This window comes from Streptomyces griseorubiginosus, from assembly GCF_017614965.1.
GTDB classification, from domain to species: Bacteria; Actinomycetota; Actinomycetes; order Streptomycetales; family Streptomycetaceae; genus Streptomyces; species Streptomyces griseorubiginosus_B.
The window spans coordinates 23759-47752 of record NZ_WVUG01000030.1 but is presented as its reverse complement, the minus strand read 5'-3'; the positions used below and the strand labels follow the sequence as shown (position 1 = coordinate 47752).

Here is a 23994-nt window from a genome sequence, read left to right as displayed (position 1 = left end):
GCGTAGGGGCTCCACAGCTCCACCAGCCGGGGCGCGCCGTCCTCGGCCGCCACGTACAGGGGCAGGGCCGGAGGTCTGCCCGTGGCCGTCTCCCGCAGGGCGGCCAGCAGCCGCTGCGGATCGGACGGTGCCACGGCCCGGGCCAGCGTCTCGACACAGGCGGCGAACTCCTCCGCCGGCGCGCCCAGCATCGCGGGCAGACGTTCGTCGGCGGTCACGATGTCCGTCACCGGGTCCCAGGCGAAGCCCCCGGTCCGCCCCGCCGACGGACGCGCCCCCGGCGGCCGTACGCACACCGGTTCGCCGTCCCACGCCACCGGCGTGATCGCGCCACCGTCCTCGAGCCGCAGCAGGGCCGCGCCCAGTTCCTCCGCCAGGCGCACCATGCGGTCACGGTGGTGCTGCAGCTCGGCGGCGTCGGCGGAGGAGGGACGCAGCACGGTCAGCACCCCGAACGTGGTGGACCCGGCCACCACCGGCACGTACAGCGAGCCGAACTGGAACGGCAGCCCGGCCGCGAACTGCGGGTAGCGGCGCATCGTCTCGGTGGCGTTCGGCAGGACGACCTGGACACCGAGCCGGTAGGCGTCGGCCACCGGGAACGGCCGGTCCACGTGCATCCGCCACCAGGGCCTGAACAGCGGGCCGGGGAGTCCGGCGAGCGCGGCGAGCCGCAGCAGTCCGGGCGTGCCGGACCGCAGATAGACCCCTCCCGCATAGCCTCCCGCTGCCCCGATCGCCTCCGTCGAGGTGTCCAGCAGCAGCGCGGCCAGCTGTCCGGGCGTGTGCCGTGCGTCCTCCGCGCTCCCAGTCATCGGCCCTACCTCGTCCGTGCCCGCTCAGCGGGGTGACACAGCAAGAATGCGCCACAAGGGGCCCGTGGCGCACCTGCGCGGACGAGACCATCCCGAACAATGCCTGTTCCGCATGTGGGGGATGTGCGGGCGCGCCAAGGCATGGAAATGATCATGGCCGAAGTGTGCGCCTTGGGAGCCAAGGACTTGTGGGAGCGCTCCCAAGAGGGTCAGGATGCTGTGGTGACCGAGTCCGCCTTCGTACGTCCCTACCGCCCCGAGGACCGCGAGGCCCTCGACGACATCTGCGTCCGCACCGCACACAACGGCGGGGACAGCCGGCCCGTGTACGCCGATCCCACGATCTTCCCGGTCACCTTCGCCGCTCCCTACGTCCACCTGGAGCCGGAGCTGGCCTTCGTCCTCGACGACGGCCGGGGGCAGGCCGTCGGCTACGTCCTGGGCACCGCCGACACCCCGCGCTTCGTACGGCGGTTCCGCGCCTCATGGCTGCCCCTGGTCGCCGACCGCTACCCCGAGCCCGCAGGTCCGGCGACCACCCCGGACGCGACCATGATCGCGCTGCTGCACGATCCCGAGCGCATGCTCGTCCCCGAAGTCGCCGCCTACCCCGCCCATCTGCACATCGATCTGCTCCCCGACCGGCAGGGACAGGGCCACGGCCGCTCCCTGATGCGCACCTTCCTGCGGGCGTTGCACGAGCGCGGCACGAAGGCCGTGCACCTCTGCATGGTCACCGCCAACACCGGGGCCAGGGCCTTCTACGACCGCCTCGGCTTCCACGAGATCGACGTGCCCGACCCGGGACCGGTCACCTATCTCGGGCGGTCGACGCGCGACTGGGCCGACGCGTGACGGCCGGCCTCAGATCCAGGTGTCGAGCCACATCCGGGACTGCCAGCCGCTGTAGGGGATCGTCAGACCGGTGTAGAGCGGGAAGAAGTAGATGAAGTTCCAGACGATCAGCAGCACCAGCGCCCCGGCGCCCACCGCCCCCGCGACCCTGCGCCTCTCCGGCGCCGACCGCGGCCCGAGCAGGGCGCCGATGAGCATGGCCACGGCCAGACAGAGGTACGGCACGAACGCGACGGCGTAGAAGGAGAAGGCCGTACGGTCCTGGTAGTGGAACCACGGCAGATAGCCGGCTCCCACCGCGCACAGCACCGCGCCCGCCCGCCAGTCCCGGCGCATGGCCCACCGGAACAGCAGATAGACGAGCGCCGCGCACGCCGTCCACCACAGCAGCGGTGTGCCCAGGGCGAGGATCTCCTGGGAGCAGCCGGCGGTGGCACGGCAGCCCTCCTGCCCGAACTTCGGCGACTCGTACCAGAAGGCCACGGGCCGTCCCATGACCAGCCAACTCCAAGGGTTGGACTGGTACTTGTGCGGGGTGTGCAGGCCGACGTTGAACTGGTAGACGAGGTACTCGTAGTGCCACAGGCTGCGCAGCGGCGCCGGGATCCACGCCCAGGTGCCACCGCGGCCGTCCGCCCAGTGCCGGCCGTAGCCCTCGTCGGACAGGAACCATCCGGTCCAGGTGAGCAGATACGTCACCAGGGCGACCGGCACGAGGGAGAGCACGGACCAGCCCAGGTCCCTGCGGAGCACCGCGCGGTACGGGCGGTGCGCCCCGGCCACGCGGCGGGAGCCGACGTCCCACAGGACGGTCAGGGCCGTGAAGAAGACCAGGAAGTACAGGCCGTTCCACTTGGCGGCGGCCGCCAGTCCCAGGAAGACGCCCGCCGCCAGGCGCCAGGGACGCGGGCCGGTGCGCGTGCGGGAACCGGCGTCGTGGTCGGGGCGCGCGAAGCCGTCCGCGTCGAGGGGCAGGGCGGCCGCGAGGCGGGCCCGTGTCCGGTCCCGGTCGACGAGGAGACAGCCGAACGCCGCCAGGGCGAAGAACATGACGACCAGGTCCAGCAGCGCGGTACGGCTCATCACCAGGTGCAGGCCGTCCACGGCCAGCAGGGCCCCGGCCAGACAGCCCAGCGCCGTCGAGCGGAACAGCCTGCGGCCTATCCGGCACAGCATGAGCACCGAGACCGTACCGAGCAGCGCCGTCATGAACCGCCAACCGAACGGATCGAGACCGAACAGCCCCTCACCGACGGAGATCACCCACTTGCCCATCGGCGGATGCGCGACGAAGCTGCCGGGATCGGAGAGGGGGATGACCTGCGGATGGGCGAGGATCTCCGGATCGGCGATCTTGCGGTCGGGCCAGGTGCCCTCGTAGCCGAGCTTCAGCATCGACCAGGCGTCCTTGGCGTAGTACGTCTCGTCGAAGATCACCGCGCGGGGCTGCCCCAGTCGCCAGAACCGCAGGACACCGGCGAACACGGCGACCAGCAGGGGACCGGCCCACCCCGTCGACCGGGCGAGGCGGGAGGAGAGATCGGGTCCGATGCCGACGAACCGCCAGACGTGGACGCCCGGTTGGGGAAAGGGCGGAACCAGGCGCTCGCGAGGACCGGTCCGAGGACCTCCCCGGTACCCGAACCGGCGCAGGCGTTGCGACCAGGCGGTGGCCTCGGCGCTCCGGCCGGCGTCGTCGTCGGTGGCGGTCCGTGTGGGGGTGTCACTCGTCACCGGCTCATCGTAGGGAACGCCCGTGCGGGTCGCTCCATGACTCATGGCGGTCGCGGACCGCGGCGACCAAGGGCGGTGGCGGGAGCGGCTGGTGCATGATTGATCGTGTGACCTCGCCGACCTTCGAACGCTGCTGTCACGAGATCGTCCGCCAGACGGACCTGCTCAGAGCCCAGGTCGCCGGGGCGGACTCCACCACCCCGGTGCCCACCTGCCCCGGCTGGGACCTGGCCCGGCTGCTGCGGCACGTGGGCGGGGACCACCGGTGGGCGGAGGAGGTCGTACGGACCCGGGCGGTCGCGCCCGTGCCGGACGACCCGGTCAACGACCCGGCCGTGTATGCCCACTTGGACGACGACGCGCTGGGGGCGTGGCTCGGCGAGGGCGCCAGGGCACTCGCCGCGACGCTTCTTGGCGCCGGGCCCGACGCCGCCGTATGGACCCCGAGCGACGAGGAGTTGATCGAGCAGTCGGCGATGTTCTGGGCGCGGAGGATGACGTACGAGACGGCCGTCCACCGTGCGGACGCGGCGCTGGCGACCGGCGCCGAGTTCACCCTCGACGAGGATCTCGCGGTCGGCGCGGTGCTCGAGTGGCTGGAGTTCGCGACGGTTCCCGAGGCGTACGAGGAGCGGCCGGACGCGCCGGGGCTGCTCGGGCCCGATCGTGCGCTGCGGTTCGAAGCGCCCGGCGTCGGGGAGTGGTTCGTCGATCTGCGCGGCGACCGCCCTGTCTGGCGCGCCGGCAGCGGAGCGGCCTCCGCGTCGGCCCGCGGTCCGGTGACGGAGCTGCTGCTGTTCCTGTACCGCCGCCCCGCGCCCGCCGTCCGGACCCACGGCGACCTGGCGCTGCTCGACCTCTGGCGGACGCGCACGGGCTTCTGGCTGGAGGTGTGAGGAGCCGTCTCCCTGCGCCGAGCCGCCCAACGGCGGCGGGCGCCCCGCTCCCCGTCGAGGCGGTCGAAGAGGAGGGGGCGCGGTTGCCCGGCCGATGGCGGCGTGGCCCTGGGCGATCACGGAGACACCGGGCTCGAGGAGCTCGGCCAGCGGAAGGGCGTCGAAGCCGATCAGTGCGACGCGGCGCCGCGGACGGAGTTCCTGGACGGTCGGGGAGCGCCGACGGTCAGGAGGGCCCGCCACAGGAGCCGGCCCCTGGGCGGGGTGCCTGTGTCAGGTACGGGTCGGCTGGGGTGCCTGCACCGTTTCCGGTGTCCGGTCCCGGTCGACCGTGTGGGGGGTGTTGTGGGTGCGGACGAAGTCTCCGGGGGTGAGCGGCGCGTCGGCGGGTCGGTCGGGGCGCGGCAGCGCGGTGGGCGGGTCGGCGCCCATGCGTTCGCAGGTCAGGGCGGAGACGAGGACCGCGTCGTCCACGGCGGCGGCCAGGGAGGCGGCCGTGGCGGCGGCGAGGCTGTGCGGGGTGTGCAGCCCGCGGCGGAGCAGGGCGCCGAGGAGGCCCGAGGTGAAGGCGTCGCCCGCTCCGACGGTGTCCACCACGGCGGCCTTCCGGCCGGCGCGGCTGAAGCTTCCCGGGCCGGCGTGGAAGGCGTGGGCGCCGTCGGGGCCGTCGGTGATCACGACAAGGAGCGCGCCCAGGTCCAGCCAGCGGGCGGCGATCCGCTCGGTCGGCGCGTCCGGGTAGAGCCATTCCACGTCCTCGCGGCTGGCCTTGACGATGTGGGCCACACCGACGCTGCGCTCGACGGCGCGCCGGCCGCGTTCCGGGTCACCCAGCAGGGCCGGGCGGATGTTGGGGTCGTAGCTGATCAGCGTCCTGCCGTCGGCCCGCAGCCGCTCGGCGGCGGCGTGGATGTGCTCGCCGCCCGGTGGTGTCCAGGACGCGATGGAGCCGAAGTGCAGCAGGCCGGTGCCCGCGGGCACCCGGGCGGTCTCCGCCTCGGTCCACTGCCAGTCCGCCGTGCCGTCCAGATAGAAGTCGTAACTGGCCCGTCCCTGCGGATCCATGGAGACGACGGCCAGCGTGGTCGGTTCGGCGGCGTACGGGGAGGAGGCCAGGTCGATGCCCTCGGCCACGGCGTGGGCGCGCAGCATCCGGCCGAAGGCGTTGTCGGCCAGCCGCGCCATGAGGGCGGTGCGGTGACCGAGACGGGCGAGACCGACGGCCACGTTGAACGGACTGCCGCCGGGGTGGGCGCGGTAGTCACCGGGCGCCTCCAGCTGGACCATGTCGACGAGGGCCTCGCCGATCACGGTCACGGCCGGCCCCTGGCCCGCGGTGTGCGTCGCCTCAGTCATGATGTCCTCCGGCCCGGATCTCGCCGGAGCCCCGCTCGATCAGCCGGGTCGGCACGGTGATGGTGGTGGCGGCCGACTCGTCGCCGTCCAGCCTGCGGAAGAGCATCTCGGCGGCCGTCTTGCCCACTTGCTCGATGTTCTGTGCGATGACGGAGATCCCCGGGCTGAGGATGTCGGCCAGGGGGAAGTCGTCGAAGCCCACATGGGCGACCGAGTGCTGCCGGCCGAGGGCGCGCAGCGCGCGAACGGCCCCGATGGTGACCAGGTTCTGACTGGTGAACAGCGCCGTGGGCGGGTCCGGCAGCGCAAGGACGTGCCTGGTCGCGTCGATGGCGGCCTCCTCGCTGGCCCCGGTGTGGTGCACGAGTTCGTCGTCGTATGCGATGTGCGCGACTTCCAGGGCGTGCCGGTAGCCGTCGAAACGCTGGGCGGCGGTGGAGATGGTCGCCCGGTCGCCGAGGTAGGCGATGCGGCGGTGGCCGGCCTTGAGCAGGTGGTCGACGGCCGTGATGGCGCCCTGCCGGTTGTCGGAGACGACGGCGTCCGCGTCGAGCAGGCTGGGCTCGCGGTCGACGAAGACCATGCAGGTGCCCGAGCGCTGTTCGCTGATCAGGTAGCTGTGGTCGCGGCCGGCCGGCACGATCACCAGCCCGTCGACCCGGCGGTCGATCAGGGCTTGGGCCAACTCGCGTTCCCTGGCCGGGTCCTCGTCCAGGCTGCCGACCAGCACCAGACTTCCGCGCTCGCGGGCCACGTTCTCCACGGTGCGGGTCAGGGCCGCCGAGAAGGGGTTGGCCGCGTCCTCGACGAGCATCCCGATCGTGGCGGTACGGCCGTCCCCCCGGCGCAGGCTGCTGGCGGTGAGGTTGGGCCGGTAGCCCAGTTTGTCGGCGGCCTCGCGGACTCGGGCGACGATCGCCGGATCGACGGTGGGGACGCCGTTGAACACGCGCGAGACCGTCTTGATGGCCACGCCGGCCAACGCGGCCACCTCACGCATGGTGGGGCGGCTGCGAGGGGTCCGGGGCGGCGCCTCACCCTGAGTCATCGTTGTCTCCAACCAATTCCGCGTTACCTACTCGTTGCCCACGCATGTCTATCAGCGTCTTGACGGGCTCGTCCATACAGGCCCAGTATCTCGCCCAGTCAACGTTGTCTCAGCGTCGACCACGGGACGGCTCCGAAAGGGATCAAGCCATGAACTTCTCCACCAGCCAGGCATCGAGCCTTCGCAGTCGGCGCATCCGGGCGGCAGCCGTCGGCATCACCGTGTGCCTCGGCGTCACCCTCACCGCCTGCGGTTCCTCGGACTCGAGCAGCTCCGCGTCCGGTTCGGGCGGCGGCGGCAAGGTGGGCGTCTCGCTGATCCTCAAGACGCTCACCAACCCCTACTTCGTGAGCATGGAGAAGGACGCCAAGACCCAGGCCGCCAAGGACAACGTGAGCCTCACCGTGGCGGCCGGCACCACCGACGGCGACACCCAGACGCAGATCACGGCCATCGACAACGCCATCTCACGCGGCGACAAGGGCATCCTGATCACCACCAACGGCGACGCGGTGAACGCCGCGCTGGGGCGGGCCAAGCAGGCCGGCCTGTTCGTGATCGCCCTGGACACCGCGCCCAACCCGGCCGACGTCGCCGACATCACCTACGCCACTGACAACGAGCAGGCCGGCAAGCTCGACGGCCAGTACGCGGCGGCGGCCCTGAACGGCAAGCCCGCGGTCATCGCCATGCTCGACTTGTTCAACAACCAGGTCGTCTCCGTCGACATCGACCGGGACCACGGCTTCCTGGAGGGCATGGGCATCGACCCGGGCAGCAAGACGGAGAACGGCAAGGAGGCCAAGTCCGGCAAGTACACCGGCGGCAAGGGCGGCACGTACAAGATCGCCTGCCACCAGCCCACCCAGGGAGCCATCGACGGCGGACGCACCGCGATGGAGAACTGTCTGTCGTCCAACCCGGACATCAACGTCGTCTACGCGATCAACGAGCCCGCCGGCGAGGGCGCCTACAACGCCCTGAAGGCGGCCGGCAAGGAGAAGAACGTCGCGATCTACGCGATCGACGGCAGCTGCTCCGGCCTGAAGAACGTCACCAGCGGCACGTTCGCGGCAGACGCCGTGCAGTACCCCGGCAAGATGGCCGCTCTCGGCGTCAGCTCCATCGCCAAGCTGGCCCGCGGCGGCAGCAAGCCCAGCGTGACCAACGGAAAGTCCTTCTACGACACCGGCACCGCGCTGGTCGCGGCCAAGGCCCTCGGCGGTCTGACCGTCCAGTCCCCGTCGCAGGCCGCGTCCGCCTGCTGGGGCAGCTGATCCCCTCCGAGCCGGTGCGCCGCCGGCTCCCGACCCCCGGCGGCGCACCCGCACGTCACGGGCCCCGGCGCCCGAATGAAGGCCCGCACGAGGACAATCCGGAAGGACCCCCTGTGACCACCCACGTGGACAGTCAAGCCACACCGGCACCGGCGGAGGAGTTCCTCAACCGGCCCGCCACCCCGGCCCAGCGCATCCACTCCGTGCTGCACCGCCAGCCGGCCCTCAGCCCGGCGATCGTCCTGGTACTCGCCGCGATCGTGTTCTCCCTGGTCAACGACCGCTTCTACGCCCTGCAGAACCTGTCGCTGGTAGCCCAGCAGGTCGCTGTCATCGGCTCGCTCGCCGTCGGCCAGACCGTCATCATCCTCACCGCCGGCATCGACCTGTCCATCGGCGCGGTCATGGTGCTCGCCTCGCTGCTGATGTCGAAGCTCGTCGCCGACAACCACTGGCCGGGTGTGACGGCCCTGCTCGCCGGGGCGGTCGTCGCCATCGCCGCCCAGGCCGTCAACGGACTGCTCGTCACCAAGATCAAGCTGCCACCGTTCATCGTCACCCTCGGCACGCTGAGCGTCTTCACGGCGATCACGCTCATCTACGCCAAGGGGCAGACCGTCTCCCTGCAGCCGGGGAACATCCTGATGTGGAGCGGCGAGACGATCTCCATCGGCCAGCTGAACCTGACCTACGGCGTCCTGCTCATGATCGCCCTGTACGTGGTGATCGGCTATGCCTTGCGCTACACCGCCTGGGGCCGGCACCTGTACGCCGTGGGAGACGACATCGAGGCCGCCCGACTGGCGGGCATCTCCGTCAACCGGGTCCTGCTGAGCGCCTACGTGGTCGGCGGCTTCGCCATCGCCGTCGGTGCCTGGATCCTCGTCGGCCGGGTCGGCGGCGGCGACCCCAACAGCGGCCTCAACGCCAATCTGCAGTCCATCACCGCCGTCGTCATCGGCGGAACCAGCCTCTTCGGCGGACGCGGCGTGGTGGTCGGCTCACTGATCGGCGCGCTCATCGTCCAGGTCTTCGTCAACGGCCTCGCACTGGCCGGCATCGACCCCAACTACCAAGTGCTCGCGGTCGGCATCCTGGTGATCGCGGCCGTCTCCGTCGACCAGTGGATCCGGAGCGTGAAGTCGTGACAACCCCCACCGCCCCCGTCCTCGAGGCCAAGGGCCTGGTCAAGGTCTTCGGCAGGGTCGTCGGTCTCAACGACGTCGACCTCACCCTCTACCCCGGCGAGGTCCTCGCCGTCATCGGCGACAACGGCGCCGGCAAGTCCACCCTGATCAAATGCCTGTCCGGAGCCCTTGTTCCCGACCAGGGGAGCATCCTCGTCGACGGCAAGGAGGTCGTCTTCAAGCGGCCTCAGGACGCCCGCGACGCCGGCATCGAGACCGTCTACCAGACCCTCGCCGTCGCCCCGGCACTGGACATCGCCAGCAACCTGTTCCTCGCCCGCGAGATCCGCCGCAAGGGCGTGCTCGGCTCGGTGTTCCGCATGCTCGACACCGGCGAGATGAAGAAGCAGGCGTCCGAGCACATCAAACGACTCGGTATCAGCACCCTGCAGAACATCAACCAGGCGGTGGAGACCCTCTCCGGAGGCCAGCGCCAGTCGGTGGCCGTCGCCCGCGCGGGCGCCTTCGGCGGCCGGGTCGTCATCCTCGACGAACCCACCGCCGCCCTCGGCGTCCGGGAGACCGGCCAGGTCCTCAAGCTCGTCCGCGACCTGCGCGACCAGGGCCTCGGCGTCATCCTCATCAGCCACAACATGCCGAACGTCTTCGACGTCGCCGACCGTATCCACATCCAGCGTCTCGGCGGCTGCGCCGGCGTCATCACCCCGCAGTCCCACTCCATGGAGGACGCGGTCGCCATCATGACCGGGGCCAAGAAGCTCGTCCCTGAAGCCGGTTGACAGCTTCGGCCGGATGTCCGCCCCGTACCTGACGCGGCGTCGGACAGCCGCACCGCACACCACGCAAGGACACGCCATCGTGAAAAAGACCCTGTTCGCCGAGTTCACCGCCCGCGAGGGGGCTGAGGACAAGGTCGCCGGCCTGCTGCGGGACTACACCCGGAAGGTGCGCGAGGAGGACGGCAACCTCGCCTTCGAGGCCTACACCAAGGCATCCGACCCGCGCGCCTTCTGGATCTTCGAGGTGTACCGGGACGAGGACGCCTTCCAGGCACACCTCAAGGCTCCCTACGGCGCCTCGTTCAACACCGCCCTTGCCCCGCTGATCGAGGAGGACGCGTCAGTACTGACCTTCCTCGACCCCCTCGGCTGACCCCCACCGGATCCGGGAGCTGAGGCGCCGCTGTCGGCGGCGACGACCTTGCGGGGCGCACCGACTCACGGTCGCGCCCCGCCGCGTGTCCGGCCGGGGTGCTCGCCGGCTCCACGTCCGTGAACGCCGAGCCCGGGGGATCAACGCCGCTCTCGCCGTCGCAGCCGAGCACAAGGGTGCCGTGCGCGGTCGCGTTTGACGGCAGCGACGGCCAACTCGACCACTGGACCTGGATCTTCGACGTCGGCACCGGTGTCACCGCCAGGTCCTCACCCCCGCGCGTCGACGCCCATCCGCTGACGACCGGCCGCTGGGCGCACGTGGGCGTCAGCTACGGCGGGGGCACGGCCGTGCTCTGCGTCGACGCGGCGGAGGCCGGACGCAACTCCCGGGTCACCGTCGGCCGCGGTGCTTCGGCAATCACAGCCGGGCCGTCCACGTGGGCAGATCCCGGTACGCCGACCCGTGTCTGAAGGCCTCCGTCGACGACTTCCGCGTGTACGGCAGGCTTCTGACGGCCGACGAGGTCACGGCGCCGGAACGGCCCTGAGCAAGAGGGGCGTGAGATCTCCACTGAGAATCTTCTATGAATTCGAGGGGCGATTGAACGGACGGGCCCCCCGGTCCGTATGGGGCGAGGGATTTCCATGCCCGACCGCCATGACGTAGGAGAACTCTCGTGGGACGCAGCACTCGCAGACGCCCGACAGGCCCACGCCGCGCCACCTTCGCGGCCTTCGCGCTGATCCTGGGCGGCGGCGGGCTCGTCGCGGCCAACGTCTACGCCTCCGCCACCGAGGGCGGTTCGGACGGGGCACAGAACACCACCCGCAGCGCCATGTCCGGCACGATCTACTGTCCGGACGTCGGCAGCAAGCTGACGCAGGTCCCCGACCAGGCACGGCCGGACGTCGACCAGCAACTCGCCCAGCTGGACCAGCAGATCGCGGAGGCCTACCAGCGGCTGCAGGCGGCGACCCCCGAACAGCGGCAGGACAGCGGGTTCACCGACGGCACCGTGATGAACCCGCTGAAGGAGAAGCGGACCGAGACCATCGGGCGGATCACCGACGCCATCGACAACGCCGGTGACCGCCCCTCGGGTCTCGACGACCTCGCCGGCTGCTCCCTGCGCACCTGGAACCAGCAGAACGGCGGGCAGGACGCGAGCAGCAGCCCGCAGAACGGCCAGAACCAGGGACAGGACCAGGGTCAAGGGCAGGGCCAGGGCAACCAGCAGTCGGGTAACGGAGGTCAGGCCGGCAACGGGCCGGTCGCCGCTGACTACCAGGACATCAACACCGTCCAGCCCAACGCCCCGGCGCCGGATCTGAACTCCTTCGTCTCCAAGGGCACCTTCACCACGAGCTGCGGCGTCAATGCCAATGGGCTGCGCAACTCGGACAACGTGATCGTCGCCCCGGGTGTCACCAACGGCGCCCACCACTTCCACGACTACATCGGCAACCAGTCCAACAACGCCTTCGCCAGTGACGACGACCTCGCGAAGGCCGACACCAGCTGCGAGAACCAGGGCGACAAGTCCACGTACTACTGGCCGGTGCTGCGTCTGCAGAACGGCACGCAGGAGAAGGACGCGGGCTCGCCCGGTGGCGGCATCGAGGGCAACGCCGGCCAGATCGTCACGCCCAAGCAGGTCACGATGACGTTCATCGGCAGCCCGCGCAGTCAGGTGACGGAAATGCCCCGGCTGCTGCGCATCATCACCGGTGACGCGAAGGCCTTCGTCAACGGTCCGGCCAACGCCAACGCCTCCTGGAGCTGCACCGGGTTCGAGGACCGGCAGCTCAAGGACAAGTACCCGCTGTGCCCGCAGGGCAGCGACGTGGTGCGCACCTTCCGCTTCCAGAGCTGCTGGGACGGCCGCAACATCGACAGCGCCAACCACCGCACCCACGTGGCCTTCGCCGACGCCTCCGGCAACTGCGCGAACGGGTTCAAGGCGATACCCCAGCTGGTGCAGCGGATCGTGTACGACGTCAAGGCGCCGAGCCTCCAGGACGGCGGCCGTACGACACCGCTGTTCGCGGTGGACTCCTTCCCGGAGCAGCTGCACAAGCCGGTCACGGACCACGGCGACTTCATCAACGTCTTCGACGAGAACCTGATGAAGGAGATGGTGTCCTGCATCAACGGCGGCCGCCAGTGCGGCACCGGCACCGGTGAGGACCCGGGCGGCGACGGGGGAGCGACCCAGCAGCCGAGCGAGCAGCCGACGGACCAGCCCGGCGGGCAGCAGAGCCAGGACCCGACAGCCGAGCCGACGCAGACCGTCACCACCCCGCCCGCCGGGGGCGACCAGGGCAACGGCGGCGACAAGGGCGACCAGGGCGGCTCCGGCGGCAAGGGCGACCAGGGCGGCGGTTCCGGTTCCGGGAACAACGGCGACCAGGGCTCCGGCTCTGGTAACAACGGCAACCAGGGTTCGGGCTCCGGCGACAACGGCAACTCCGGCGCCGGATCGGGTGAGCAGCAGACGCAGCCCGCGACCACAGCACCGCAGACCCAGCCGGCCAGCGACGATCAGCCGACCATCTCCAGCACGTCGGAGCCCAAGGTCTACGCGAAGCCCTCGCCCTCCCGCAGCGCGGCGGCCGCCCCGGCCGACAGCGGTGGCAACGGCGGCGGCAGCGCCGGTGACGGCTCCGCCCAGTCCCAGGCCAACGGCGGCAACGCCCCGATCGCCGCGAACCAGACCGAGCCCCAGGCCGTCCAGGGTGGCAACCTCGCCGCGACCGGCACATCGCTGTGGCCCGCCGCGGCCGGCACCGTGCTGCTGATCGGCGGCCTGATCCTGCTGGCCCGCTCCAAGCGCAGCTTCCTGCGCTGACCTCGCGGGGCGCACGGACCGGCCATCGGCTCCGTGCGTCCCGCCCCGGCGCGGCGTCGCCTTGCGCGAGGCGGGCGGGCGACGGCAGGGTGCGGGTGTGCCCACCTTGCTGATCGTGCATCACACGCCGTCGCCCAACTGCCAGACGCTGCTGGAAGCCGTCGTCTCCGGTGCCACCGCGCCGGAGATCGAGGGTGTCGAGGTGGTCCGCCGCCCGGCACTGTCGGCCTCGGCGTCCGACGTGCTCGCGGCCGACGCGTATCTGCTGGGCACCCCGGCCAACATCGGGTACATGTCGGGGGCCCTCAAGCACTTCTTCGACCAGATCTACTACCCGTGTCTGGACGCCACCCAGGGCCGCCCCTTCAGCTACTACGTGCACGGCGGCAGCGACGTCACCGGCGCGGTGCGCGGTATCGACGCCATCACCACCGGACTCGGCTGGCGCCGTACCGCGCGGCCCGTCACGGTCACCGGCGAGCCCCGCACGGCGGACGTCGAGGCGTGCTGGGAACTGGGCGCGGCGCTCGCCGCCGGACTACTGGGCTGATCACCTCCTTCTCGTTTCCTGTGCGCCGCGTTCGAGACGGCCTGCCCGGGGACGCTCGCTCCTGGGCGGACGCCAGGAGACCGAGTTGTACGGCGAGTTGGCGGTGCGCACCCTCGTTGGCGCCGACGCGTCCTGACGGCCACGGCGGCCCGGCGGAGGGACCTCGCCCGGCCGCCGCGTTGCGCCGTATGCAGCAGCCCGGCGCGCTCGAGTCGCCGTCGGGAGAAAAGGGGGCAAAGGTGGGCCTGTCGACCGAACTCCGGAGCCCCCCATGCCTTCATCCCAGCCCCGCACCCGCCGACTCCGACTGCGTGCGGCCTGTGTCGCCGCGCTCTGCCTGGCCGCACTGACCCCGGCCACCGCGAGCACCGCCGCCACCCCCGGCCCACGCGACACCGACCTGCGCCGGCAGCTGGAGGCCCTGGTGCACACCCCGGGCGGCCCGCCCGGTGCCATCGCGGTCCTGCAGCAGGACGGTCACCGGCGTGTCGTCACGGCCGGCGTCGCCGACCTCGCCACCGGCCGCAAGCCGCAGATCAACGACCACATGCGCATCGCCAGCGTGGCGAAGGCGTTCAGCGGCGCGGTCGCCCTCAGCCTCGTCGACCGTCACGCGCTCCGCCTGGACGACACCATCGGCCGCAGACTGCCCCGGCTTCCCAGAGCCTGGTACCAGGTGACCCTGCGTCAACTCCTGAACCACACCAGTGGGTTGCCCGACTACTCCGACGACCCGGAGTTCCGGCAGATCATCACGGCCGACCCGCACCACATCTTCGATCCCCACCACCTGCTCGACTTCGTGGCCGACGAGCCCCTCCTGTTCCGCCCGGGCAGCCGGTACCACTACTCCAACTCCGACAACATCGCCGTCGCCCTGATGGCGGAGGCGGTCACCGGGACGCCGTACGAGCAACTGCTGCGCGAGCTGGTCTACCGGCCGCTGCACCTGCGCGACACCAGCCTGCCCCAGGGCTACCGCATGCCCCGGCCCTATCTGCACGGCTACGCCTTCGCCCCGCCCGCGCCCCCGGAGGACGTCAGCGAACTCTTCAGCGCCTCCGCCTCATGGGCCTCGGGAGGCATCGTCTCCACGCCCGCCGACCTGACCCGCTTCATCCGCGGCTACGTGGGCGGCGCCCTCTTCGGCCCGGACGTCGTACGCCAGCAACGTCGCTGGATCCCCGGGGCGGCGTCCGAGCCCGCGGGTCCCGGCCGCAACTCCGCCGGGCTGGCGCTGTTCCGCTACGAGACCCGGTGCGGTGTCGTGCTGGGGCACACCGGCAACACCGCCGGCTACACCCAGCTGGCCGCCGCCACCCCCGACGGCCGCCGGTCGCTGACCTTCTCCGTCACCTCCCAGATCACCGACTCCACCAACCCGCAGCTGCTGCAACGCCTGCGCGCCGTCCAGGAGGACTTCGTGTGCGCGCTGCTGGGCCGGCCCGGACACTGACCCGCTCTCGCTTGCCGCCCCCTTGACGAGGGAAGATGGGGGGCGGCAGGCGTTTTGGTCAACCGATGTGGAGGAGCGGGCACATGCAGCACGAGCGAGCGGGTCAGCAGGCGGGCCCCGAGGACCTCGTCGACGTCGCCCGGCTGGTCACCGCGTACTACGCGCTGCACCCGGACCCCGCGGACCCCGGGCAGCGGGTGGCGTTCGGTACCTCGGGGCACCGCGGGTCGTCCCTGGCGACCGCGTTCAACGACGACCACATCGCCGCCACCAGCCAGGCGATCTGCGAGTACCGGGCCCGGCAGGGCACCGACGGACCCCTCTTCCTCGGGGCGGACAGCCATGCCCTGTCCGAGCCGGCGCAGGTCACCGCGCTCGAGGTGTTCGCGGCCAACGGCGTGACGGTGCTCATCGACAGCGCCGACGGCTACACGCCCACCCCGGCGGTCTCGCACGCCATCCTCACCCACAACCGCGGCCGCGCCTCCGGCCTCGCCGACGGCGTCGTGGTCACCCCCTCCCACAACCCGCCCGCCGACGGAGGCTTCAAGTACAACCCGCCGAGCGGAGGGCCGGCCGGCTCCGAGGCCACGTCCTGGATCCAGGACCGGGCCAACGAGATCATCGCCGGAGGTCTGAAGGACGTACAGCGCGTCACCTACGCGCGGGCGCTCGCCGCCGAGACCACCCGCCGCCACGACTACCTCGGCGCGTACGTCGCCGACCTGCCCCATGTGCTGGACCTCGACGCCATCCGCTCGGCCGGCGTCCGTATCGGCGCCGACCCGCTGGGCGGGGCCTCGGTGGCCTACTGGGGCCGGATCGCCGAGCAGCACCGGCTCGACCTGACCGTGGTCAACCCGCTCACCGATCCCACCTGGCGGTTCATGACGCTGGACTGGGACGGCAAGATCCGGATGGACTGCTCCTCGCCGTACGCGATGGCCTCGCTGATCGAACAGCGGGACCGGTTCACCATCGCCACGGGCAATGACGCCGACTCCGACCGGCACGGCATCGTCACCCCGGACGCCGGATTGATGAACCCCAACCACTACCTGGCCGCGGCCATCGCCTACCTCTACGGCCACCGCGACCAGTGGCCCGCCGACACCGGTATCGGCAAGACCCTGGTGTCGTCGACCATGATCGACCGAGTTGCCGCGGACCTCGGGCGCCGGCTGGTCGAGGTGCCGGTCGGGTTCAAGTGGTTCGTGGACGGGCTCGTCGACGGCTCGATCGGCTTCGGCGGAGAAGAGTCGGCGGGCGCCTCCTTCCTGCGCCGGGACGGCTCGGTGTGGACCACCGACAAGGACGGCATCATCCTGGCGCTGCTCGCCTCGGAGATCACCGCCGTCACCGGCAGGACGCCCTCCGAGCACTACGCGGCCCTGACCGAGCGCTTCGGCGCCCCCGCCTACGCCCGCATCGACGCCCCCGCGACCCGCGAGGAGAAGGCGCTGCTGGCCAAGCTCTCACCGGCCCAGGTCACCGCCGACACCCTGGCCGGCGAGCCGGTCACCGGGGTGCTCACCGAGGCACCGGGCAACGGCGCCGCGATCGGCGGTATCAAGGTCAGCACCGAGAACGCCTGGTTCGCGGCCCGCCCCTCGGGCACCGAGGACGTGTACAAGATCTACGCCGAGTCCTTCCACGGTCCCGACCACCTGCGCCAGGTGCAGGAGGAGGCGAAGGACGTCGTCATGACCGCCCTGGGCGGCTGATCACCGTGGTGGTGGAGGCAGGGCGGAATTCCGCTTCGCCCTGCCTCTGTCGTTATCATCCACTTAAACCCGAATCGGGGGTTTTGCCCTGATGGGGCCACGGCCCACGGCCCCGCCGGAGTGATCAATGTCCCTCATGCGCCCTACGGAGGACGGCGACGAACTGCTCGCCCGCCTCGGGTCGCTGACCGCCCGGGCGCGCGAGCTGGCCGAGCTGCAGCGCTCCCGGGTCGAGCTGGCCGTCGCCCTGCAGCGCGGCATGCTGCCCAGGGACCTGCCCTCCGCGCACCACCTCCGCCTCGCCGTCCGCTACGCCCCCGCCTACCACGGCCTCAACGTCGGCGGCGACTGGTACGACGCCTTCACCATGCCCGACGGCCGCATCGGACTGTCCATCGGCGACGTCCAGGGCCACAACATCGAGGCGGCCGCGTTCATGGGCCAGGTCCGGGTCACCCTGCGGGCCCTCGCCTCCGTGCCGAGCGAGCCCGGGGAACTGCTGGCCCGCACCAACGACCTGCTCCTGTCCCTGGGCACCGACCTCTTCGCCACCTGCAGCTTCATACGGCTCGACCCGGCCACCGGCGTCCTGGAGAGCGCCCGCGCCGGACACGTCCCGCACATCTGGGCCACCGCCGACGGAAGGTCCGGCGTCGCCGAGGACGAGGGCGGCCCGCCGCTCGGCATCCTGGACGGCGTCCGCTATCCCGTCACCCGGCACCGGATCACCCCCGGCGGAGTGCTCGTCCTGGTCACCGACGGCGTCGTGGAGGGCCCCTCGCTGAGCGTCGACGAGGGACTCGACCAGGTCGCCCGGCTCGCCGGCATCGCCGCCGTGGCGGGCATGGCGGCCGACTCGCTGGCCGCCGCCGTGATGAAGGTGGCCGAACGGGTCGGGCACGAGGACGACGCCGCCGTCCTGGTCGTCACCCACGACGGCCCGGCCGCTGCGAGGTAGGACCGGCTCGCCTCGCCGAGCCGGCGGTGACGGTGTCTGATGGCATCTGTGGTGGGTAACCAGGGCCTGCGCCGCCCTCTCGACCTCGCCTTCCTGACGGCGGGGGTCGCCGCCGCCTACGTCGGAGCGGGGCGGCTGGGCCTGCTGCGCCAGCTCGTCGTCGAGAGCGCCGTGGTCACCCCCATCTGGCCGCCCACCGGAGTGGCGCTGGCCTGTCTGCTGCTGTTCGGCCTGCGCGCCTGGCCCGGCATCGTCCTGGGTGCCCTCCTCGTCGTCATGTCCATCACCTCCGTCCAGCCCGCCGTGATCGGCACCCTGGTGGGCAACACCGCCGCCCCCGTCTGCGCCTACTACCTGCTGTGCAGGGTGGGTTTCCGCACCGACCTCGCCCGGCTCCGGGACGGCGTGGCGCTGGTGTTCCTGGGCGCGCTGGCGTCCATGCTGATCAGCGCCACCGCGGGCGCCGGCTGCCTCGTGTTCACCGGCAAGCTCGCCGCGCACAGTTTCTGGCTCGTGTGGTCGGCGTGGTGGGTCGGTGACGCGATGGGGGTGCTGATCGTGACCCCGGTCCTGCTTCTGCTGCCCCGCGCGCACTGGCCGCCGCACCGGCCCCGCTGGAAGGAGGCCGTCGGCCTGACCCTGGTCGCCTGCGCCCTCCTGCCGTTCGCCACCCGCAGCTCCGACAGCCTGCTCTTCCTGGTCTATCCGCTGCTGATCTGGGCGGCCCTGCGCTTCCAGCTCGCCGGCAGCATGCTGTGCGCGCTGGCCGCCTCCGTCCTGGCCACGGTCTCGGCGACCGAGGAGGCCGGCCCGTTCGCGCGGCTGTCCCGCATCGAGATCATGATCAAGCTCCAGGCCTTCAACGGGGCGATGGCACTGACGGCGCTGCTGCTGTCAGCGGTGATCACGGAGCAGCTCAACACCAGACGCTCGGTGCAACACGCCTGTCAGGAGCTGGTCGAGGTGCTCGAACACCTGGCCGCGGGGGAATCACCCCAGCTGCGGGCCGCGCGGGACGCTCGGGACCGGCGGGATCAGTCCCACAGCGGGTAGGTCACCGTCCGTGAGAACCCCTCCGGGCGGCCGTTGGTGTACTGCAGGGTCATCCGGCCGTAGTGCGACAGCTGCGGCCGCTTCTTCCAGGGCCGCGGATGATCCAGCCGTACGACCACGGGGTAGGCGTGGAAGCGGCCCGCCGCACAGTACGGCTTGCAGTCGTTGACCCAGTTCACGCCCACGGCCCGCGCCGACCAGGTCCCCCAGTGGAACCAACGCAGTGACGTCAGACGGCTGTTGCCGTCGCCGCAGGCGAGCACGAAGTCGGCCGGCCGGACCTTGGGATGGAAGAGACAGTCCACGAGCACCGGCGCCCTGACGTGCCGGGTGGCCTGGACGGCCGGCACGGACGTCGTCCGGGCGGCCGAGGGCGTCCCGGCCGCGGCGGCCAGGGACGCGACGGCACACAGGGTGACCGCGATGGTGGTTGCGTGTCGGCGCATGTCGGCTCCCGGCGCCAGCAGTAGTACTGCATCCGACGCTACGACCGGCCGCCGGGTTCCACCACTCCGGCGGAGTAACGAGCCAGTTGCCCGCCGATGTGCGCCGCCGGAGGCGGCGGCGGGGGAGCGGAGTCGGCCTGGCGCAGCTCCGCGAGGAGTTCGTTCTGCCCGGCCAGCAGTTCGGTGAGGATGCGGCGGGCGGCGCGCAGCAGGTCGGCGACGTCACCGCCGGCCAGCGCGTAGCGGACGGTGGAGCCCTCCCGGATGGACACCACGATGCCGGAACGACGCAGCACGGCCAGTTGCTGGGAGAGGCTGGACGGCTCGATCTCGATGTCGGCGAGCAGGTCCCGCACCGGCACGGGCCCGTGCTGGAGCAGTTCCAGGACCCGGATCCGCACGGGGTGCCCGAGCATGCGGAAGAAGTCCGCCTTGGCCTGGTAGAGGGGGACCTGCATGAGTGCTCGCTCCCTGCCGGGTCGGGTGGGGGTGCCGGGGTGCGGCGGCACCCCGGGGCGCCGCCGCACACTCTCTGTCGTGCCGATCCTCGTCCCCCCGGGCAGCGTGCAGACACGAATTGGGACCATGCTGATGTGGTGACTTGAAGAAGTCTTCACATCATGGGCGCACGACGGCCCGGGACGTCGGCGCGGTCTAGATCTCCAGCTGTTCCTCGACCCGCTTGAGCTGGTGCCGGGCCATCGCCAGGTTGGAACGCTCCTTGTCGAGCACGAGGTACAGGAACAGCCCGTTCCCCGTGCGCCCGGTGATCAGCCGGATCAGGTGGTACTGCTTCTCCAGCGTGATCAGGATGTCCTCGATCCGGCTCTTGAGGCCCAGCTGCTCCATCGTGCGCACCTTGGCCCGGATCACGTCCGTGTTGCCGGCCGCGGCGATGGTCAGGTCCAGGTCCTTGCCCCCGCCCAGGGTGCCCAGGGCCATGCCGCTGGTGTAGTCGACGACCGCGGCTCCCACCGACCCCTCGACCGCGGTCATCATCTCCTTCAGCGAAACTTCCACACTCGCCATAGCGCCTCCCCTTGTCTGTCGGCTGTGGCGGACCGGCGTTCGCCGTCCCGTCCGATGCACGGACCGTAGGCGCGGCGCGCTGCCCGCGGGCCGGTGTCTCCGGGACTGACGGATGATGGCCGAACAGGTGCGCCCACGGTCCGTTTCGGCGGCGGTAACTGCCCCGACGGGCCGAGAAGTTGGCGCTCCGCCCCACGGCCCGGGCGGTCACCCCCCTGGTCGTCGGTTCAACCACCGCAAAAAGGGCACGCGTCGCCTGTGCGCCACCCAACCGGAGGTGATGACCGATGACCGAGTACGAGCGTTCCCGCGCCATGCCGGCCCTGCCCGAGCACGTCTTCGACCAGGCGGCCAATGTCGGCCAGCTGGAGGGCTGGCTGCCGAACACGCTCCATGTGCGGCCCGAGCGACCGCCGGCCGTCACCGTCCACGAGGAACACGCCGACCAGGACACCCCCGCCGTCCTCCAGCCGCACCCCGACGACATGCGGCTCGAATGGGGCACGAGCGACGACAGCGGCTACGCCGGCTGGCTGAAGGTGGACGGCACCGACGGCGGGACGAGCCGGGTGACCGTGCACCTGTCCTTCGCCGACGACACCCACGACCCCGGCGAGGCGGCGGTCCGGCAAGCCCTCGACACCAGCCTCGAGCGCCTCGAGGAACAGGTGCGGATGCGCGTCGACAACGGCGCCGGCTGACGCCCGGCCCCCCGTTGTCAGTGCCGGATGCGACGCTGAGGCCATGGACGAGACAGAGTTCATGCGGGGCCGGGTCTACGGCGCCGACCACGAGGACGCCGCACCCCGCCCCGGCCGCACCTACGCCGAGCTCATCGGCGGCCCGCTGGACGGCCTGCTGCTGGACATCACCGGCCGCAGCGAGCGCGATCTGCGCGAGGGGATACCCCTGCGCACGGAGATAGGCCGGTACGGCACCGGCGGCCGGGCCCTGTACGTACCGCGCCCCGAGGACGCCCGCCGCTTCGACTGGCACGGCGACAGCCCGTGACCCGCCTCACTCCACCCGGTGCACCGTGAACGTCGTCAGTACCGCCGCGTGGTCCGACGGCCAGTCGTTGCCGGCGACGTCGGGCCAGGCGCGCGGCACGCCCGTGACGACCGTGCGGGAGTCGGTGACCGTGAGGCCGCGCCCGTTGTGCAGGACGTAGTCGATCCGGTCCTGCGGCTCCTCGCGCGCGGGATCGTTCTCGTGCCGGGGGTGGATCGGTGACCAGGTGTGTCCGGGGGCGCGCACCGGGTCGGGGTGCGCCTCGCGGTAGGAGTCGCGCAGTCCCGCATCCTCGGCGGCCCGGGTGACCGGCCAGGCGACCCGCGGCCAGTCCACGTGGGAGGGGCAGTTGAAGTCGCCGGTCAGGACGACGGGCGTGGTCGGCCCGGCGGCCTCTGCGATCAGCCGCAGCGCATCCCTCATCTGGGCGAGCCGTACGTCCTCGTGGGCGATCAGCTCGGCCGCCGGGAGCCCGTCGAAGGCCGCTTCGTAGGGGCCGTACGGCGTGTAGTGGAGGTGGGCCGTCCACACGTCGACCTCGTGCGTGCCGTCGACACGGATACGGGCGCCGGTGGCCCCGTAGAAGCCGACCTCGGGATCGCCGAGACCTGCCGTGATCGGGTGGCGGCTGATGATGCCGAGGTTCTCGCCCGCCTGATGGTGGTGCCAGCCCAGCGCCTCGGCGAGTTCCCGGGCCGCCGTACCGGCCGTCTCCTGCAGGCCCACGACATCGGCCTCGGTGTCCAGGACGACCTTGAGCTGCTTGGCCCGGTGGTCGTCGACCTTCGCACCGCCGTGCCAGAGGTTCCAGCTCATCACCCGCAGCCGCGTTCCCAGCAGACCGCGCAACCGGCGCACGCTCGTCTCCTCCAGACTGGCCACGACCGTCCGCCCCGGCACGGTCTCGATGGGCGCGAGCGAGGGTACCGCCAGCACGGCGCATCCGGCGGCCTCGGCGGAGCGGACACCGGTCGGCGTGTCCTCGACCGCCACACAACCGGCCGGGTCGACGCCGAGGGCGCGGCAGGCGGCCAGGTACGGCTCCGGGTCGGGCTTGGTGCGCTCGGTGTCGTCGGCGGTGACGGACACCCGGAAGCGGTCGGCGCCGAGCACCGCCAGCACACTGTCGGTGACCGCGCGCGGCGAGGCGGTGACCAGCGCGGTCGGTACGCCCTCGCGGGCGAGGGCGTCGAGGAGGTCCAGCGCGCCCGGGCGGGGCACGATGCCGGTGCGCACCCGCTCGGTGAACTCGCGGTGCAGCCGGTCGGCGAGCCCCGGCGCGCCGGTGAGCGCGGCCAGCCAGGCGGCGGTGTGCTCGACCGGTCTGCCCAGCACCTCCGGCTGATCGGCCTCGGTCAGCGGGCGGCCGAGGCCCGTGGCGACGTCCTGCACCGCCTCCCACCACAGCCGCTCGGTGTCGACGAGCGTGCCGTCCATGTCGAACAGGACGGCCTGGAGCGGGGGTTGGGTCACGGTCTCATCTTTCGGTGGGGGGACGGGTACCGGCGTCCGAAGTCCTGGGACGCCGGGACGCCGGGATCGATGGCGGGTCGGGCTCAGGCCGCTCGTTCGGCGACCAGCACCGGGCGTTGCGGCAGCGAGACCCGTACGGCGGCTCCCGCGCCGAGGGCGGTCGCCTCGTGCGTGGGCAGGTCGGCCTTCACCTCGGTGCCGTCGGCCAGGCGCACGGTGAGCCGGGTGGTCGCGCCGAGGAACGCGGTGGCGATCACCCGGGCGTCGCCGCCCTCGCCGGCCGTCACGTGCACGGCCTCGGGCCGTACCAGGACGTCGACCTCCGCCGTGGCGGGCAGTGTTCCCTCCGCTGGCAGCCGCAGTCCGAGCACCTCCACGTTCTCCCCGGACAGCCGCCCGGGGATCCGGCTCATCGTGCCGACGAACTCGGCGACGAACGCGGTGGCCGGCCGCCCGTACAACTCGCCCGGCTCGGCGCACTGTTCGAGCCGCCCGGACCGCATCACGGCGACCCGGTCGGCGATCGACAGCGCCTCCTCCTGGTCGTGGGTGACGAACAGGGTGGTGATGCCGAGTTCCTGCTGCAGCCGGCGGATCTCCTCGCGCAGCGTGAGCCGCACCTTGGCGTCCAGCGCCGACAGCGGCTCGTCGAGCAGCAGGACACGCGGACGCAGGGCGAGGGCCCGGGCGAGTGCGATGCGCTGCTGCTGGCCGCCGGAGAGCTGGTGCGGGAACCGGTCGCCCTTGTCGGCGAGGCCCACCAGCTCCAGCAACTCGGCGGCCCTGGAGCGCCGTTCGGCCGTGCGCACCTTGCGCATCCGCAGGCCGAAGGCGACGTTGTCGAGCGCGTTCAGGTGCGGGAAGAGGCTGTAGGACTGGAAGACCATCCCGGCGTCCCGGCGGTGGGCCGGGACCCGGGTGACGTCCTCGCCGTCGACCAGCACCGCGCCGGAGTCGGGGTGTTCGAACCCGGCGAGCATGCGCAGCGCGGTCGTCTTGCCGCAGCCGGAGGGGCCGAGCAGCGCCAGGAACTCCCCGGGCCGCACGGTCAGATCGAGCCCGTCCAGGGCGACGGTCGCCCCGAACTCCCGGCGCAGCCCCTGGAATTCGACGGTGGCGGCCTTGCCGACCGTGGTCTGCTCAAGCGTGGTGGCGGTCATGG

General features: G+C 71.7%; 23 protein-coding genes and 1 pseudogene. 15 read left to right on the top strand and 9 right to left on the bottom strand.

What is annotated here, in order from left to right:
- Positions 1-815: pseudogene (locus GRC12_RS08950) on the bottom strand (GAF domain-containing protein); the annotation flags it as partial.
- 222 nt (positions 816-1037) lie between these two features.
- On the opposite strand from GRC12_RS08950, the gene GRC12_RS08945 reads away from it, so the two are divergent.
- A complete protein-coding gene (locus GRC12_RS08945) occupies positions 1038-1670 on the top strand; it encodes a GNAT family N-acetyltransferase (RefSeq protein WP_208778645.1) in 633 nt (210 codons plus the stop codon).
- 9 nt (positions 1671-1679) lie between these two features.
- On the opposite strand, the gene GRC12_RS08940 is transcribed toward GRC12_RS08945, so the two are convergent.
- Positions 1680-3449: a dolichyl-phosphate-mannose--protein mannosyltransferase gene (locus tag GRC12_RS08940; protein ID WP_208778644.1), complete on the bottom strand. Its 1770-nt coding sequence runs from the start codon at positions 3447-3449 to the stop codon at positions 1680-1682.
- A 50-nt stretch (positions 3450-3499) separates the two neighbouring features.
- On the opposite strand from GRC12_RS08940, the gene GRC12_RS08935 reads away from it, so the two are divergent.
- Positions 3500-4300: a maleylpyruvate isomerase family mycothiol-dependent enzyme gene (locus GRC12_RS08935; RefSeq protein ID WP_208778643.1), complete on the top strand. Its 801-nt coding sequence runs from the start codon at positions 3500-3502 to the stop codon at positions 4298-4300.
- Between the two features lie 273 nt (positions 4301-4573).
- Here GRC12_RS08935 and GRC12_RS08930 read toward each other — a convergent pair whose 3' ends face one another.
- Both GRC12_RS08930 and GRC12_RS08925 read right to left on the bottom strand, forming a co-directional pair.
- Positions 4574-5656, bottom strand: a complete 1083-nt coding sequence (locus GRC12_RS08930) for a carbohydrate kinase family protein (protein WP_244372420.1) — start codon at positions 5654-5656, stop codon at positions 4574-4576.
- Positions 5649-6704 (bottom strand): LacI family DNA-binding transcriptional regulator, encoded by a 1056-nt coding sequence (locus GRC12_RS08925; protein WP_208778642.1) that lies wholly within the window; start codon positions 6702-6704, stop codon positions 5649-5651. Before GRC12_RS08925 ends, GRC12_RS08930 begins: the two co-directional genes overlap by 8 nt.
- 149 nt (positions 6705-6853) lie before the next feature.
- On the opposite strand from GRC12_RS08925, the gene GRC12_RS08920 reads away from it, so the two are divergent.
- From GRC12_RS08920 to GRC12_RS08870, 11 genes are all read left to right on the top strand, one after another.
- A complete protein-coding gene (locus GRC12_RS08920) occupies positions 6854-7981 on the top strand; it encodes a substrate-binding domain-containing protein (RefSeq protein WP_208778641.1) in 1128 nt (375 codons plus the stop codon).
- A gap of 113 nt (positions 7982-8094) precedes the next feature.
- Positions 8095-9129 (top strand): ABC transporter permease, encoded by a 1035-nt coding sequence (locus GRC12_RS08915; protein WP_133043777.1) that lies wholly within the window; start codon positions 8095-8097, stop codon positions 9127-9129.
- Complete coding sequence (locus GRC12_RS08910; RefSeq protein ID WP_208778640.1) at positions 9126-9908, top strand: ATP-binding cassette domain-containing protein; 783 nt, start codon at positions 9126-9128, stop codon at positions 9906-9908. The genes GRC12_RS08915 and GRC12_RS08910 overlap by 4 nt, the downstream gene beginning before the upstream one ends.
- A gap of 79 nt (positions 9909-9987) precedes the next feature.
- A complete protein-coding gene (locus GRC12_RS08905; protein ID WP_208778639.1) occupies positions 9988-10281 on the top strand; it encodes a putative quinol monooxygenase in 294 nt (97 codons plus the stop codon).
- A gap of 176 nt (positions 10282-10457) precedes the next feature.
- Entirely contained in the window at positions 10458-10754 is a 297-nt protein-coding gene (locus GRC12_RS08900; RefSeq protein ID WP_208778638.1) for a hypothetical protein, read from the top strand.
- A gap of 206 nt (positions 10755-10960) precedes the next feature.
- On the top strand, positions 10961-13132 hold the full coding sequence (locus GRC12_RS08895; protein WP_208778637.1) for a DUF1996 domain-containing protein: 2172 nt from the start codon (positions 10961-10963) through the stop codon (positions 13130-13132).
- A 97-nt stretch (positions 13133-13229) separates the two neighbouring features.
- A complete protein-coding gene (locus tag GRC12_RS08890) occupies positions 13230-13682 on the top strand; it encodes a flavodoxin family protein (protein ID WP_208778636.1) in 453 nt (150 codons plus the stop codon).
- A gap of 271 nt (positions 13683-13953) precedes the next feature.
- Positions 13954-15138 (top strand): serine hydrolase domain-containing protein, encoded by a 1185-nt coding sequence (locus GRC12_RS08885; protein ID WP_208778635.1) that lies wholly within the window; start codon positions 13954-13956, stop codon positions 15136-15138.
- 83 nt (positions 15139-15221) lie between these two features.
- Entirely contained in the window at positions 15222-16862 is a 1641-nt protein-coding gene (pgm, locus tag GRC12_RS08880) for a phosphoglucomutase (alpha-D-glucose-1,6-bisphosphate-dependent) (RefSeq protein WP_208778634.1), read from the top strand.
- A gap of 127 nt (positions 16863-16989) precedes the next feature.
- Positions 16990-17820 (top strand): PP2C family protein-serine/threonine phosphatase, encoded by an 831-nt coding sequence (locus GRC12_RS08875; protein ID WP_208778633.1) that lies wholly within the window; start codon positions 16990-16992, stop codon positions 17818-17820.
- 39 nt (positions 17821-17859) lie between these two features.
- The gene (locus GRC12_RS08870; RefSeq protein WP_208778632.1) at positions 17860-18873 is read left to right on the top strand and encodes an MASE1 domain-containing protein; all 1014 of its coding nucleotides are present in this window, start codon (positions 17860-17862) and stop codon (positions 18871-18873) included.
- Here the strand turns inward: GRC12_RS08870 and GRC12_RS08865 are convergent.
- The 3 genes from GRC12_RS08865 to GRC12_RS08855 all read right to left on the bottom strand — a co-directional run bounded on the left by GRC12_RS08865 (position 18855) and on the right by GRC12_RS08855 (position 20348).
- Positions 18855-19319 (bottom strand): hypothetical protein, encoded by a 465-nt coding sequence (locus GRC12_RS08865; protein ID WP_208778631.1) that lies wholly within the window; start codon positions 19317-19319, stop codon positions 18855-18857. The two genes, GRC12_RS08870 and GRC12_RS08865, sit on opposite strands and share 19 nt — an antisense overlap.
- Before the next feature lie 38 nt (positions 19320-19357).
- Positions 19358-19777 (bottom strand): ArsR/SmtB family transcription factor, encoded by a 420-nt coding sequence (locus tag GRC12_RS08860; protein WP_208778630.1) that lies wholly within the window; start codon positions 19775-19777, stop codon positions 19358-19360.
- 196 nt (positions 19778-19973) lie between these two features.
- Positions 19974-20348: a hypothetical protein gene (locus GRC12_RS08855; protein WP_133043789.1), complete on the bottom strand. Its 375-nt coding sequence runs from the start codon at positions 20346-20348 to the stop codon at positions 19974-19976.
- A gap of 287 nt (positions 20349-20635) precedes the next feature.
- Here GRC12_RS08855 and GRC12_RS08850 point away from each other — a divergent pair, with 287 nt between their 5' ends.
- Together GRC12_RS08850 and GRC12_RS08845 are read left to right on the top strand one after the other, a co-directional pair.
- A complete protein-coding gene (locus tag GRC12_RS08850; protein WP_208778629.1) occupies positions 20636-21049 on the top strand; it encodes an SRPBCC family protein in 414 nt (137 codons plus the stop codon).
- Between the two features lie 43 nt (positions 21050-21092).
- Positions 21093-21359, top strand: a complete 267-nt coding sequence (locus GRC12_RS08845) for a hypothetical protein (protein ID WP_208778628.1) — start codon at positions 21093-21095, stop codon at positions 21357-21359.
- Between the two features lie 6 nt (positions 21360-21365).
- On the opposite strand, the gene GRC12_RS08840 is transcribed toward GRC12_RS08845, so the two are convergent.
- Both GRC12_RS08840 and GRC12_RS08835 read right to left on the bottom strand, forming a co-directional pair.
- Positions 21366-22832: an HAD-IA family hydrolase gene (locus GRC12_RS08840; RefSeq protein WP_208778627.1), complete on the bottom strand. Its 1467-nt coding sequence runs from the start codon at positions 22830-22832 to the stop codon at positions 21366-21368.
- Between the two features lie 83 nt (positions 22833-22915).
- Positions 22916-23992, bottom strand: a complete 1077-nt coding sequence (locus GRC12_RS08835) for an ABC transporter ATP-binding protein (RefSeq protein ID WP_208778626.1) — start codon at positions 23990-23992, stop codon at positions 22916-22918.
- Positions 23993-23994 lie beyond the last annotated feature (2 nt).

Excerpts from the sequence above, each read along its gene's own strand:
- GRC12_RS08940 (WP_208778644.1), bottom strand. The coding sequence starts at position 3,449 with ATGAGTCATGGAGCGACCCGCACGGGCGTTCCCTACGATGAGCCGGTG.
- GRC12_RS08935 (WP_208778643.1), top strand. The coding sequence starts at position 3,500 with ATGATTGATCGTGTGACCTCGCCGACCTTCGAACGCTGCTGTCACGAG.
- GRC12_RS08930 (WP_244372420.1), bottom strand. The coding sequence starts at position 5,656 with ATGACTGAGGCGACGCACACCGCGGGCCAGGGGCCGGCCGTGACCGTG.
- GRC12_RS08925 (WP_208778642.1), bottom strand. The coding sequence starts at position 6,704 with ATGACTCAGGGTGAGGCGCCGCCCCGGACCCCTCGCAGCCGCCCCACC.
- GRC12_RS08920 (WP_208778641.1), top strand. The coding sequence starts at position 6,854 with ATGAACTTCTCCACCAGCCAGGCATCGAGCCTTCGCAGTCGGCGCATC.
- GRC12_RS08885 (WP_208778635.1), top strand. The coding sequence starts at position 13,954 with ATGCCTTCATCCCAGCCCCGCACCCGCCGACTCCGACTGCGTGCGGCC.
- pgm (WP_208778634.1), top strand. The coding sequence starts at position 15,222 with ATGCAGCACGAGCGAGCGGGTCAGCAGGCGGGCCCCGAGGACCTCGTC.
- GRC12_RS08875 (WP_208778633.1), top strand. The coding sequence starts at position 16,990 with ATGTCCCTCATGCGCCCTACGGAGGACGGCGACGAACTGCTCGCCCGC.
- GRC12_RS08870 (WP_208778632.1), top strand. The coding sequence starts at position 17,860 with ATGGCATCTGTGGTGGGTAACCAGGGCCTGCGCCGCCCTCTCGACCTC.
- GRC12_RS08865 (WP_208778631.1), bottom strand. The coding sequence starts at position 19,319 with ATGCGCCGACACGCAACCACCATCGCGGTCACCCTGTGTGCCGTCGCG.
- GRC12_RS08860 (WP_208778630.1), bottom strand. The coding sequence starts at position 19,777 with ATGCAGGTCCCCCTCTACCAGGCCAAGGCGGACTTCTTCCGCATGCTC.
- GRC12_RS08855 (WP_133043789.1), bottom strand. The coding sequence starts at position 20,348 with ATGGCGAGTGTGGAAGTTTCGCTGAAGGAGATGATGACCGCGGTCGAG.
- GRC12_RS08850 (WP_208778629.1), top strand. The coding sequence starts at position 20,636 with ATGACCGAGTACGAGCGTTCCCGCGCCATGCCGGCCCTGCCCGAGCAC.
- GRC12_RS08845 (WP_208778628.1), top strand. The coding sequence starts at position 21,093 with ATGGACGAGACAGAGTTCATGCGGGGCCGGGTCTACGGCGCCGACCAC.
- GRC12_RS08835 (WP_208778626.1), bottom strand. The coding sequence starts at position 23,992 with ATGACCGCCACCACGCTTGAGCAGACCACGGTCGGCAAGGCCGCCACC.